This window comes from Henriciella mobilis (genome assembly GCF_003576315.1).
GTDB lineage: Bacteria > Pseudomonadota > Alphaproteobacteria > Caulobacterales > Hyphomonadaceae > Henriciella > Henriciella mobilis.
The window spans coordinates 1-12,340 of sequence record NZ_QWFZ01000007.1; the positions used below are offsets into that span (position 1 = coordinate 1).

Sequence of the window (12,340 nt, forward strand, 5' to 3'; positions counted from 1 at the left end):
GGTGCGACCAGAAAGTCGCATCTGTTGAGTGAGGCAGGGATGCCTCTGGTCGAGCCTTCTCGACCATTTCTAGCCGGAGCGTGCGAGCTGGGTAACTGGCTGGTGCGAAGCCTCCGGAAACGAGCGGGGAGCTGGCAGCCACACGCCGGTGAACCGCCCAAGGAGAAGACCGGTATGGTGAACGAAAGTGAATCTGTGTTGATGCGTCGTTACCCATCAGTCCCCCGGAAGTGGCTTTTACGGGGAGCAAGGGAATGGGCTGGGGGCACGTGGATCCCTCAGTCGGAAGGTCGATATTCCCCGGCGTATAGCAGGCACCTAACCCGGTCGCATCTCACAGATGCGGAACTGAGTAACCCCGATGAGGTCCGGTCGCTGGTAACAGCGCCCGGTAAGCGGCTCGCAAGAGCCGCCCAACTCCTCAGCGGGTGTAGGAAGTTATCAGAAGCGAATGCCGCCAGCCGAAAGGCACGGGGAATACATAACCCGGTGGATAGGGCCATGCCCAACCTGAAAGGGTGCTGACAGATGACTGGTGAGTCCCCCGTAATCTCGTGGAACAGCAACCGAACCGTTCGTGAAAAGATGGACGGGCCGCAAGGCCTGATCGTAAGCGACGGAACTGTTCACTGGCAGACCATTGACTGGCCTGCCGCCTATCGAACCGTCAGGACGCTGCGCCGGAGAATCTATCGGGCGACTGAAATGCGGGACTGGAAAACGGTCCGCTCGTTGCAAAAGCTGATGCTGCACAGCCGGGCGAACCTGCTCGTTTCCATCCGAAGGGTCAGCCAGATCAATCGTGGGAAAGCCTCTCCCGGTGTCGATGCGCGAACCGCACTGACGCCGACCGAGCGGGCCGGCCTTGCGAACCAGTTGGTGAACCTCAAGGCATGGGAACCGCTTCCAGCCCGGAGGGTGTATATCCCTAAAGCGAGCGGCAAGAAGCGGCCGCTCGGAATCCCGTCCCTCATCGACCGGTGCCAGCAGGCCATTGTGCTCAATGCACTTGAGCCCTGTTGGGAAGCGCAGTTCGAGGGGACAAGCTACGGGTTCCGGCCCGGTCGTGGCGTCCATGACGCCATAGAGCGGATATATCTGGCAACCAAGTCCGGGTCCAAACGGGTCTGGGTTCTTGATGCCGATATCAAAGGCTGCTTCGACAATATCGACCATGACGCCCTGATGGAGGCTATCGGCAACTTCCCCGCAAGGGGAATGATCCGCCGTTGGCTGAAGGCAGGCTATGTGGAAGATGGCGTGTTCCACGCCACCGAGCAGGGTACACCGCAAGGCGGGGTCATTAGTCCTCTCCTTGCCAACATCGCCCTGCATGGAATGGAAGAAGCGCTGGGCATTGAGTATCGTGGAGGCACAAGCGCCTCATACGTGAAACCTCACTGCCCTGTCTTCGTGCGGTATGCTGACGACTTCGTCGTCATCTGCCACACTGAGACGCAAGCGCTTGAGGCCAGGGAGCGCGTTGCTGCATTCCTCGCCGGGCGCGGCCTTAACCTCTCCGAGGAGAAGACCAGTATCCGGCACATACGGGAAGGCTTCGACTTCCTTGGCTTCAATGTCCGTTCCTATAAGGTGGCAGACCGCGCCGCTGGCACGAAGACCCTGATCAAACCTTCCAAGGACGCCGTTAAAGCGTTTAGGAAGAAGCTCAGGGACCTGTTCCGCGCCCATGTCGGCTCGGATCAGGGGCAACTGCTTGCAGCTGCCAATCCGGTAATACGTGGATGGTGCAACTACTACCGTTACAGTGTCGCCGGGAAAATCTTCTCAGGGATCGAACACTATGTCCATGTCCGGCAACGTCGCTGGTGCCATCGTGCCCATGCGAGGAAGCTGAAACACTGGTGGATGCGGAAATACTTCGGGCGGCACTATAACTGCCCGAACTTCAGCTACACCTTTATGGACAAGCAGTCTGGTGCGTTCATGATCCATCCAGCCGCGATCAAAATCGTGCGCTGGACGATGGTGAAACACCGCAACTCTCCCGACGATCCGTCTCTCGCCGATTACTGGCGAAACCGGGCCCGCCGGATGGGAGGGACTGACCTCACGCGCAGTTGGCAGAAGGTTGCGCAGCGGCAACGGCACAAGTGCCCGACCTGCCGCGAGAGCCTCTACAATGGCGAAACCATCCGCATGTCTCATGTGGATGGGGACAGGGCGAACGGTTCCTACCGGAACCTGCGACTTGTCCACGCCGACTGCCGCCGCGCGGCACAACAGGGACTTGCTTGAGCCGTGTGCGGGGAAACTTGCAAGCACGGTTCTGAGGGGACGGGTCGGCGGCAACGCCGACCTGTTACCCGACATTATGAAGGCTTCGAGGGCGCGAACCTGTCCGAATACGCCTCATTCGAAACCGTTTGCGAGCTTGCCGATTTCATCGAGGAGCATGGCGAGCTTGGCGCGAAACTCATGAGCCATTTCGGCGACGACCTCGCCGAGGCGCGCGCCGCCTTCGAGGACTATGCGGGCGAATATCGCAGCGCCGCAGACTTCGCCGAGCAGCTGCACGAGGACACCGGCACCGAGATTCCCGACTCCCTTCGCTACTATATCGACTGGCAGGCGCTGGCCCGCGACATGGCGCTGAATGGCGAGATCATGGTGTTCCAGACGGGCTTCGACGAAGTCCATGTGTTCTGGAGCCGCTGACATGAGCTTCACACAGCGCTTCCAGCCCTTCGTTTGCGAGGGCGACAGCATCTCTTGCGAGGTCCAAGGCTTCGAGATCACGGCGCGGATTGTGCGGGACGATTGTCCCGATGCGCCGGATGAGCGCCAGGATGGTTTCTGGCCTTCGCTCTACAAGGATGTGCCGGGATTCATCGGCCCCGGACCGAACCACCGGCAACGCTTTGCCGAGGCGCTGGCCAAGGCCGAAGCCGTCATGGCGGCATGGCGCAAGGACGAATGGTGCTATTGCGGGATCGTTCTTTCCGTGGCGCTGGAGGGCGTCACGCTGGACGCCCATGCCGCCAGCCTTTGGGGCGTCGAGGCCAACTATCCCGATAGTGACAACGCCTATCTGACCGAGGTCGCGCAGGAGCTTTTACCCGAGGCGCTGGACGCAGGACGCAACGCCGCCCGTCGCCTATGCGCGGCGCTGGAAACCAGCGGGGCGCGCGCCTGACGGCGCGCCCCCAATCCACAAACCCCTCAACAAGCAAGGAGCCAGATCATGGCCCAGCCCATTCTCAAAACCATCCCCCTGTCCGAGCTTCGGATTTCAAAACTCAATATGCGCCACAGCCGCAAGAAGCCGGACGTGTCCGACATATTGCCATCCATCCGCGAGAGCGGAATCCGTCAGACTTTGCTGGTCCGCAAGGAAGGCGATCACTATGGCGTCGTCGCCGGACGGCGGCGCTATTTTGCTCTGAAAGAGATCGAGAAGGAGACCGGCGAGACCCCGTTTGTGCCTTGCGCGATCATGACCGAGGACGACGCCGCGAGCGCCATCGCAGCCTCCGTCATCGAGAATGTCGGACGTCTGCCAGCCTCTGAAATGGAGCAGTACACCGCCTTCAAACGCCTGCATGATGAGGGGCGCAGCGTGGACGAGATCGCTGGCTTCTTTGGCGTCACAGAGCTTCTGGTGCGCCGCGTTCTGGCGCTCGCGTCGCTCGCAGAACCGATCCGCAAGCTCTATGCCGAGGAGGAGATCGACCGCGAGACGATCCGCGCCCTGACGCTCGCCACAGAAGACCAGCAGGCCGAATGGCTGCGGCTTTACGAGAGCGAGGATGAGCGCGCACCACGGGGCCGGAACTGCAAGGCTTGGCTCACCGGCGGGGCGATCATCACGACCGACAAGGCGCTGTTCGACATCGCCGACTATGAAGGCCAGATCACCGCCGACCTGTTCGGCGAGCATGGCGTCTTCGCCGATCCGGACGCCTTCTGGAAGGCGCAGTCAGCAGCCGTGGCGCAGAGCATTGATGCTCACATTGCAGACGGCTGGAAGGACGTTGTCTGCCTTGAGCGCGGGGCCTTCTTCCATCGCTGGGATCACCAGACGCGCACGAAGAAACAAGGCGGCAAGGTGTTCGTCGAGCTACGCCATGACGGCACCGTGACCTTCCATGAGGGGTTTATCTCACAGGCCGAGGCGCGGCGGATGGAGACGGCGAAGTCCGGCGATGGCGATGCGCAAGCCGCACCGGTCAAACCGGAAATGTCAGGCCCGATGGCGGAATACATCCTGTTGCATCGCCATGGCGCAGCTGCGGCCAGCCTTGCTGCGGAGCCTTCTATCGCGCTGCGCCTGATGGTCGCCCATGCGATGACCGGCAGCGCACTCTGGAATGTCCGCACCCATGAGTGCGCCAGCCGCAAAGAGGACACATGCGCCAGCCTTGAAGGCTCGCAAGCCACCGCAGAGATGGAAGGAAAGCGCGCCCGCATCGCGGCCCTGTTCGAGGCGCTTGGTGTGCGTGGAGACGCCCGCCGCAACGCCGACGCCTACCGGCTTTGCGAAATCTTCGCCGCCTTGCTCGCCATGTCGGACGCGGAAGTCATGGAGGTTCTGGCCTTCACGATGGCGCAGACACTCGAAGCAGGCGGGCCGGTCGTCGAGGCCGTACTGCATGTCTGCGAGACGGACTTATCCGAACATTGGAAGCCGGACCCAGCCTTCTTCGACCTTCTGCGCGACAAGCGCGCGATCAATGCCATGGTTGCTGACATCGGATCGAAGGCGCTGGCGGAATCCTGCGCCAGCGACACCGCCAAGGTCCAGAAAGCAATCATCGGCAACCGGATCACCGGCAACGGATGCGAACCCAATCCCCACTGGCGGCCCGCATGGATGCAGGTGCCGCCCGCCCGCCTTATCGAGGGTGCAGGCTCACCGCCCGCAGATTCATGGGCACGGATTGCGGGCCTGTTCGAGCGCGGCGAAGACATTGTCCGGGCCACGACGCAAGCCTTCGATCGGCCACACGCCGCCTGAGTTTTCAGTCTCCTCGTCAGGCGGATGACGGAGCCGCCCGGTGACAGTCGCCGGGCGGTTTTCCGCGCACTGATTGATGCAACCTGGGCGCAGGCAGAGGGTTCATTGATTGAATTGCGCCGCAAAAAAATCGCCCCGTCTTTGGGTCTCGCCTGGCTTTCCGAAATGTCGGCCAGCGTTGGTTCATCCGTTTCCAACTGATGCGCTCCGAACCCCTCGTTCCCGTCTCATGCCGTGTGACCTGGACGACGCCTGTCGGGCCTTGAAACCGGCCCTTTCGAAGAATTTTCCCCGCCGCTTTTCACCCCATGGCGCGAGCGCCATGGGGACCCCGAATGCGCGGCTCCTCGCGGATCAAAATTCTTCTCCGGGCCGGTGCTCTGCTGCGCTGCGCCCGTGCCGGTTCAGGCCCGCCCTGCGCCGTCCTTTCGGTCCGGCGTCGACGGGGACAAGGGGTCCCCGGGACGACATGGAAACGAAAGGAACCACACCATGGCCAACGCACTCGGATATGTCTCTGAGACCAAGACCGGCTTCGAAGGCGCTCTTGCAATGATGAACCTCTCGGCTGCCATCCGCATCGAGAAGAATGCGGAGAAAGCCGCCGACGGACAGCCCGACTACCGCATCTTCGCCGGCGAAACCTCGACCGAAATCGGCGGCGGGTGGCTTCGCAAAGCCAAGGCTTCAGGCCGCGAATATGTCTCGATCACGCTCGCAGACCCGCAGATCGGCCCGCGCAAGATCTACGCAAACCTCGCCCCCGTGAAAGGCAAGAAAGGCCGCCACGTGATCCTCTGGAACCCGCGGGACTAGGGGTCCGATCCATCGCCAATGAGCCGCTCCGGAGATCAGCTCCGGGGCGGTTTTTGCGTGCTCAGGAAGGGGGGAGAAAATGCGCGGGCGCGATTTTCTCCGTCCAAATCGGCGCAGTTCGCGGCAAGTCTTTGCCAAGCCTGCAGGAAGAAAAGGAGCGGCTGCAATGACACGAAACAGACGGAATGACGATGACTGGCCGGAGCTTCTCATCGTGACAGAGGCGGCAGAATTCCTGCGCCTGACACGCTCGACACTCGATCATTATCGCTGCGAGGGACGCGGTCCCATCTACCGCAAACATGGCGCACGGGTCTTCTATCCGAAGCCCGATCTCATCGCCTGGTCAGAGCGCAACGCCTATGCCTCCACATCTGAGAAGATCAGGAACACCAAATGAAACGCCGCGCACTTCTGATGACGGGCGCGGGCATCGGCCTTGCTCTGTTCGGCCTCATCTTCTCCCCCATGGACAGGCTGATCTGGAACCGGACCGGCAGCGCGCCGCAAGGGCTTTACTGGCTGAGCGACGAGCCATTCACCCCTGGCCGATGGGTCGTCGTCTCAGCCAGGAGCGCTGAAGCGCAGTGGGCTGAGGAGCACGGATTTGTCGGGCGGGATTGGCCTTTATTGAAGCAGGTAGGCGGCCTTCCCGGCGATGAAATCTGCCGCTCTGGCGTGGACGTTTCGATCAATGGAAGGCCCGTCGCGAGGGCCCGGGAACGCGATTCCATGGGCCGCGCCCTGCCGGTCTGGCAGGGCTGCGTGCTCCTTGATGAGGAGCAGGTCTTCCTTCTTGCGCCGCATCCGGACTCTCTCGACGGGCGCTATTTCGGGGCCATGCAGCGCTCCGATCTCGTCGGCGTGGCACGCCCGCTCATGACTTCGGATGAGTGACGGGACTGCAAGCGCATGCAAAGCGATGCAAGGCGGTGCAGCGAATGGACAAGCGAACCCGGTAGGGCGAGATTGAAGCAGTGGCACCACATGCCACCTAACGCCTTGTCTGCACATCTCATTTTTGGAACCCTTTGCACAGCATTGCGGTGCACGGGTTTCCGGCAAGTCTCAGATTTATCGAGGGTTTTTCTGGTGCACGGGCCGGAGGCCGCGCCATGAGCGAGGAGACGCCCTTCACGCCGCGCCTCGGGCGGATCGGCGATCAGGGGAAAGGCTCAGGACGGCCGGCTGCGCGCAAGCTGCGCCGGGCGATCGCAAAGCTGCCCAGGGCGACGAGGGCAAGCTTCACAGGGGCGCGTTCTGGCGCCGGGCGCGCCGCCGGCACGCGCGGGCTCCAGACCGGGCGTCTTTCACGTCTGCATATGCGCCGCGTCGTGGTGAAGGTTCATATCGCACGCGGCGGACGCTCCGGGCCGGGTCTTTACCGTGCCCATCTTGGCTATCTGCAGCGCGACGGTGTGGACAGGGACGGCGAAGGCGGCGTGCTCTATGACCGGGAGAGCGACAGTGTCGATGCGCGGGGAATTCTGGAGCGCAGCGAGCAGGACCGTCACCAGTTCCGCATCATCGTCTCACCCGAAGACGGCGCGCGCCTTGGCGATCTGAAAAGCGCCACCCGAGAACTCATGGCGCAGATGGAGCGTGACCTCGGCAGGCGTCTCGACTGGGTCGCCGTCGATCATCACAATACAGGGCATCCGCACACTCATATCGTCATTCGCGGACGCGATGCGCGCATGCGCGATGTGGTGATCGCCCGCGACTATTTGATGAACGGCCTTCGCGAAACCGCCGAGGACCTCGTCACGCAGCGGCTCGGTCCGCGGCGGGCGCTGGAGATTGCGCAGGCGCGTGAGAGCGAAGTGAGCCAGGATCGCTGGACCGGGATCGACCGCGAGATCGATGCGGCTCTTTCGGGCGGGCGTATCGAGCTTGATGACGCGAGCGGCAGCGGGGCACGGTTCGACCGCGCGGTGAAACTCCAGCGGCTTCGGCATCTGGAATCCCTCGGCCTCGCAACGCGGCTCGATGAGCGGGCCTTCGAGATGAAAACCGGCTGGCAGGACAGACTGAAACGCGAGGCCCGGCGGGGCGACATCATCCGCACGCTGGCGGCGGAATACACGCGACAGGGACGGGCCGTGTCCTTCATCGAGGAGCTGAAGCCGGAGGCCGGACCGGTGCAGGGACTTGTGAAGGCCTATGGCCCTGAGGATGAGCTGCGCGACACGCGCTTTCTGCTGGTCGAGGATTTTGGTGGCCGGGTCTGGCATGTCCCGGCAGGCGCAGTCGATATGGCGGCGCCGCCTGTTGAAGGCGCAATGGTGGAGCTGAGGCGGGCGAGCACCGTGGCCCGCGCCTCCGACCGGGCCATCGCGGCCGTAGCGGAGGCTGCGGGCGGCATCTGGTCGGAGGCGCTGCATGCGCGCCACGATCCGGGCTCGAAACCGGATTACCGGCTCTCCCTGAAACGCAGGCTCGAAGCCCTGCGCCGGGCCGGGATCGGCGCGCGGCTTGCCAGCGGCGAATGGCAAGTGGGTGAGGATTTTCTGGAGCGGGCGGCGAGCCATGAGGCGCAGCGCGCAGGCGGGGTCCGCCTGGCGGTCCTGTCCTGGGTGCCCGCCGAAGAGCAGGTTCACTTTCGAGGTGAGACCTGGCTCGATCGGTCGACAGATGCGGAAGCGCCAGCCGAAACGCAGATCGGCAGGCTCCGGGCACAGCGACAGGCATGGCTCCGTGAGCAAGGCTACCTTGGCGAGGGGCAGGACCGCCTGTCAGACGATCAGCGTGCACGTCTTCGGGTCATGGAGCTGACACGCGCCAGCGCCGCGATTGCGGCGCGTTCGAACCGTGAGGCGTTGACACTTCAGCCGGGCGACGGGTTCGAGGGCAAGCTCGAAGGCCATGTCGATCTCGGGGCCGGACGCATGGCGATTGTCGGCAATGCCAGGGAGTTCACCCTCGTGCCCTGGCGCGAGGCGCTCGGTCGACAGATCGGCCGCGAGCTGAGCATCCAGCGCACCGCGCGGGGCCTCTCCTGGAGCCTCGGCATGGAGCGGACGCGGGGCTTGTCGCGCTGACTCCATGCAAGTCTTTGCAGGAGATTGCACGCTTTGGCGCGCTTTGCGGCTGGGCGCACCTGCCCGCGCGCGACCATTCTGGGAGCCTACAAAACCTGCTCCCGGAAGGACCCGCCATGACCGGCACGAAAATCCTCATCGGCCAGATCGCGGTGGTGTTTGCGCTCATCATCGGTGCAGTCTGGCTCGCCACGCAAGTGACGGCGGAGGCGCTGGGCTTCCAGCCTGCGCTCGGCGCGCCCTGGTTCTTCGTCGGCGACGCGCCGGTCTACAAGCCCTGGCGGCTCTTCCAGTGGTGGTATGCCTATGAGGCTTATGCGCCGGAGGTCTTCGCGCGGGGTGGCCTGATTGCAGTTTCCGGTTCGGCGCTCGGATTTCTTGCGGCGATCGCCGGTTCGGTCCTGCGCAGCCGCCATGAGCGCAACGTCACCACTTATGGATCGGCGCGCTGGGCCAATGGTGCAGACCTCAAACGCGCAGGGCTCCTGGGAGAGGACGGCGTCTTCCTCGGGCGCTGGCGCGGGCGGTATCTGCGTCATGCCGGACCCGAGCATGTGATGGCCTTTGCGCCCACGCGATCCGGCAAGGGCGTGGGGCTCGTTGTGCCGACGCTCCTCTCCTGGACCGGCAGCGCGGTCATTCACGACATCAAGGGCGAGAACTGGGACCTGACTTCGGGGTGGCGCGCGGGCTTTTCGCGCTGCGTACGGTTCGATCCGACTGACCGGCGCAGCCCCCGCTACAATCCGCTGATGGCGGTCAGGCGGGGCGAGCACGAGGTGCGCGACGTCCAGAACATCGCTGACATTCTCGTCGATCCTGAAGGCTCGCTGGAGCGGCACAATCATTGGGAAAAGACCGGGCACGCTTTGCTCGTCGGCGTTATCCTGCATGTGCTCTATGCCGAAACCGACAAGACCTTGTCGGGGTGCGCGCGGTTCCTGTCCGATCCGAAGCGCTCTTTCGCCGTCACGCTGCGCGCCATGATGACGACACCGCACCTGGGGACGCGCGGCGTGCATCCCATCGTGGCGCAGGCGGCGCGGGAGCTTCTGAACAAGTCAGAGAATGAACGCTCCGGTGTTCTTTCCACCGCGATGAGCTTCCTGTCGCTTTATCGCGATCCGGTCATCGCCGAAGTGACGGGCCATTCAGACTGGCGCATCGAGGATCTGGTCGGGGCAGGTGAACCCCTGTCGCTCTATCTCGTTGTTCCGCCTTCGGACCTGTCGCGCACCAAGCCGCTGATCCGGCTCTTCCTCAATCAGATCGGACGCAGGCTGACCGAACAGCTTCCGGACAAGGGACAGAGGCAGCTTCTCTTCATGTTGGACGAGTTTCCGGCGCTCGGGCGGCTCGACTTCTTCGAGAGCGCGCTCGCCTTCATGGCGGGCTACGGCATCCGCGCCTATCTCATTGCCCAGTCTTTGAACCAGATCGAGAAGGCCTACGGGCCCAACAATTCGATCCTCGACAATTGTCATGTGCGGATCGCCTTCGCGACCAATGATGAGCGCACCGCAAAGCGGATATCCGACGCGCTCGGCACGACGACGGAACTCCGGTCCCAGAAGAACTATACCGGCCACCGGCTCGCGCCCTGGCTGTCACACATGATGGTCTCGCGCCAGGAAACCCAGCGCGCGCTGGTCACGCCCGGCGAGGTCATGCAGCTCGCAGCGACCGACGAGATCGTGATGGCGTCGGGCGCGCCGCCGGTTCTGGCCAAGAAGCTGCGCTATTTCGAGGACGGGAATTTCACGCGGCGGGTTTTGCCGCCTGCGTCTGTCGAATGGACCGGCGATGCCTCCGCCGCCGCCTGGACGACATGGGTTGCCCCGCCGGTTGCTGCCGAGGCAGCAGAACCGCGTCCCGGCGAGACGGACGGCCTTGCGCTGAAACGCACCCGCGAGCCGGAACATGAGATCACGGCTGAGGCTCATCGTGCAGAACCTGAACCCGAATTGTCACCGGATCCGCAGGACGGCGCCGATCCGTCCGATGACCGCAACCTCGAAACCGTCCGACGCGCTGTCGCCGCCGATCGCGGTGATCCTGATTTCCTGCCGGAGTTCTGATCCCATGGGAAAGCCACGTGTGAACATTCGAATTTCAACAAAACTTTACGCCCAGCTCTGCGAGGCGGCCGACAGACCCGGCGCGACCAAGACCGCCATCGTTGAGGACGCGCTCAGGGCCTGGTTCGATCCAGAGGCGCGCTCGGTCCTCGAAGAGCGGCTGCTGGCGCGGGTGGATGCCTTCGACCGACGACAAGCCGAGATCGAGCGCGATGTCGCCTACACCTACGAGACGCTCGCCCACTACATCTACTATTGGCTGACCCGCACCGAACCGATCCCGGAGGGCGATCGCGATATCGCCCACGCCCTCGGCCAGAAGCGGTTCGATCATTTCATCGGTCAGGTCGCGCGGAAGATTGGAGGTCGCGATACACGGAATATCGATAGGTAGGCCAGGTTGCCTTCACACCGCCCATGAAAAGTCGAGTCGCCGCCGCGGCGGTAAGGGGGGGAGCAATTGGAAACGAGGGATCGGCATCTGCAGATCCGAAAGCGGTCGACGTCGTGATGAGCGACAACCGAGATGGCCGACGTATTGCCGCATCCAAGAATGTTCCCGAAGGATCATGTCGCTGCCTCAACCAATTGTTCCTGAGAATGTCCGCCCTTGTGGGTCTCAGTTCGGTTGTGCCTCAGTTTGAAATCGAGCAGCCTTCCACCCTTGGGCGTAACGGCGCTTGTTGAGCGAACCAGCCGGTCGTAATGTTCTGGCCATCAGAGCTGGATTGGCCCAAAAGCGACATTGAACCAGCAATTGCTTGGAGTTTGGCGCCGAAAAACGCCATTCCCTTTCGGACAGAAACTCAGTGGCACGTCAGGTGCCGCGATGTTTCGTTTGTGTGCCGATCCGCGACTTTCGCGGGAATTCCTCAATTCAGTCCGGACAAAGACGAGTCAGGACTTCAAATTGTCGCTAATTGTCAAAAGCAATGCCGTTGCTTTGGTCAGATCATTGCGCGCGACCGAGTCGAAGGCTTGCGATGCAACACGCTCGGCCGCTCGCTCAAACTCTTCTGCGCGCTGGATCGCCAAACGGGTCGGAATAATCCGCCAGACACGTCGGTCGCCAGCATCGCGCACACGTGAGACGTAACCTGTGTTTTCGAGATGATCGATCAGCGTGCCGACAGATGGACGCGCAATATCGAGTGTTTCCGCAAGTTGCGTCTGGGTCGGGCTCTGCAGCCTGATCACGTAAACAAGCAGGTGCCACTGTGATCGCGTCAGGCCAATCGCTGCCATTTCCTGATCGTATGCCCGGCGCACTAGGCGGGTGACGTCACCAAGAAGGAAGCTGAAATCTATTCTGGGATCTCCTTGAAGGACGGCAGCGGGCGACCGAGTGGGCGACGTCATACGTTTCTCCATTGACGATATTAGTAAGGTAACTTAATAAGAGTATCCTTACAAGTAGCCAAAGCGGA

The 12,340-nt window shown here is 62.6% G+C and carries 12 protein-coding genes; 11 read left to right on the forward strand and 1 reads right to left on the reverse strand.

What is annotated here, in order from left to right; all coding sequences use genetic code 11:
• Positions 1 to 528 precede the first annotated feature (528 nt).
• The 11 genes from ltrA (at position 529) to D1227_RS06620 (ending at position 11,307) form a co-directional block, all read left to right on the forward strand.
• Positions 529 to 2,259: a group II intron reverse transcriptase/maturase gene (ltrA, locus tag D1227_RS06575; RefSeq protein ID WP_119404062.1), complete on the forward strand. Its 1,731-nt coding sequence runs from the start codon at positions 529 to 531 to the stop codon at positions 2,257 to 2,259.
• A 3-nt stretch (positions 2,260 to 2,262) separates the two neighbouring features.
• Positions 2,263 to 2,679: an antirestriction protein ArdA gene (locus D1227_RS06580; RefSeq protein ID WP_158586587.1), complete on the forward strand. Its 417-nt coding sequence runs from the start codon at positions 2,263 to 2,265 to the stop codon at positions 2,677 to 2,679.
• A gap of 1 nt (position 2,680) precedes the next feature.
• Positions 2,681 to 3,157, forward strand: coding sequence for a hypothetical protein (locus D1227_RS06585; RefSeq protein WP_119376316.1), 477 nt, complete (start codon positions 2,681 to 2,683; stop codon positions 3,155 to 3,157).
• Between the two features lie 48 nt (positions 3,158 to 3,205).
• On the forward strand, positions 3,206 to 4,978 hold the full coding sequence (locus D1227_RS06590) for a ParB/RepB/Spo0J family partition protein (RefSeq protein ID WP_119376315.1): 1,773 nt from the start codon (positions 3,206 to 3,208) through the stop codon (positions 4,976 to 4,978).
• Positions 4,979 to 5,002: 24 nt separating this feature from the next.
• Complete coding sequence (locus tag D1227_RS19910; RefSeq protein ID WP_158586588.1) at positions 5,003 to 5,179, forward strand: hypothetical protein; 177 nt, start codon at positions 5,003 to 5,005, stop codon at positions 5,177 to 5,179.
• Between the two features lie 291 nt (positions 5,180 to 5,470).
• Positions 5,471 to 5,794, forward strand: coding sequence for a DUF736 domain-containing protein (locus D1227_RS06595; RefSeq protein WP_045694945.1), 324 nt, complete (start codon positions 5,471 to 5,473; stop codon positions 5,792 to 5,794).
• A 166-nt stretch (positions 5,795 to 5,960) separates the two neighbouring features.
• Positions 5,961 to 6,194, forward strand: coding sequence for a helix-turn-helix transcriptional regulator (locus D1227_RS06600; RefSeq protein WP_119404310.1), 234 nt, complete (start codon positions 5,961 to 5,963; stop codon positions 6,192 to 6,194).
• A complete protein-coding gene (locus D1227_RS06605) occupies positions 6,191 to 6,691 on the forward strand; it encodes a S26 family signal peptidase (RefSeq protein ID WP_119376313.1) in 501 nt (166 codons plus the stop codon). The genes D1227_RS06600 and D1227_RS06605 overlap by 4 nt, the downstream gene beginning before the upstream one ends.
• Before the next feature lie 218 nt (positions 6,692 to 6,909).
• A complete protein-coding gene (locus D1227_RS06610) occupies positions 6,910 to 8,835 on the forward strand; it encodes a DUF3363 domain-containing protein (protein ID WP_119376312.1) in 1,926 nt (641 codons plus the stop codon).
• A 116-nt stretch (positions 8,836 to 8,951) separates the two neighbouring features.
• Positions 8,952 to 10,913, forward strand: coding sequence for a conjugal transfer protein TraG (locus D1227_RS06615; protein WP_119376311.1), 1,962 nt, complete (start codon positions 8,952 to 8,954; stop codon positions 10,911 to 10,913).
• Between the two features lie 4 nt (positions 10,914 to 10,917).
• On the forward strand, positions 10,918 to 11,307 hold the full coding sequence (locus tag D1227_RS06620) for a hypothetical protein (RefSeq protein WP_119376310.1): 390 nt from the start codon (positions 10,918 to 10,920) through the stop codon (positions 11,305 to 11,307).
• Positions 11,308 to 11,810: 503 nt separating this feature from the next.
• Here the strand turns inward: D1227_RS06620 and D1227_RS06625 are convergent.
• Positions 11,811 to 12,284, reverse strand: a complete 474-nt coding sequence (locus D1227_RS06625; RefSeq protein WP_119376309.1) for a MarR family winged helix-turn-helix transcriptional regulator — start codon at positions 12,282 to 12,284, stop codon at positions 11,811 to 11,813.
• Positions 12,285 to 12,340 lie beyond the last annotated feature (56 nt).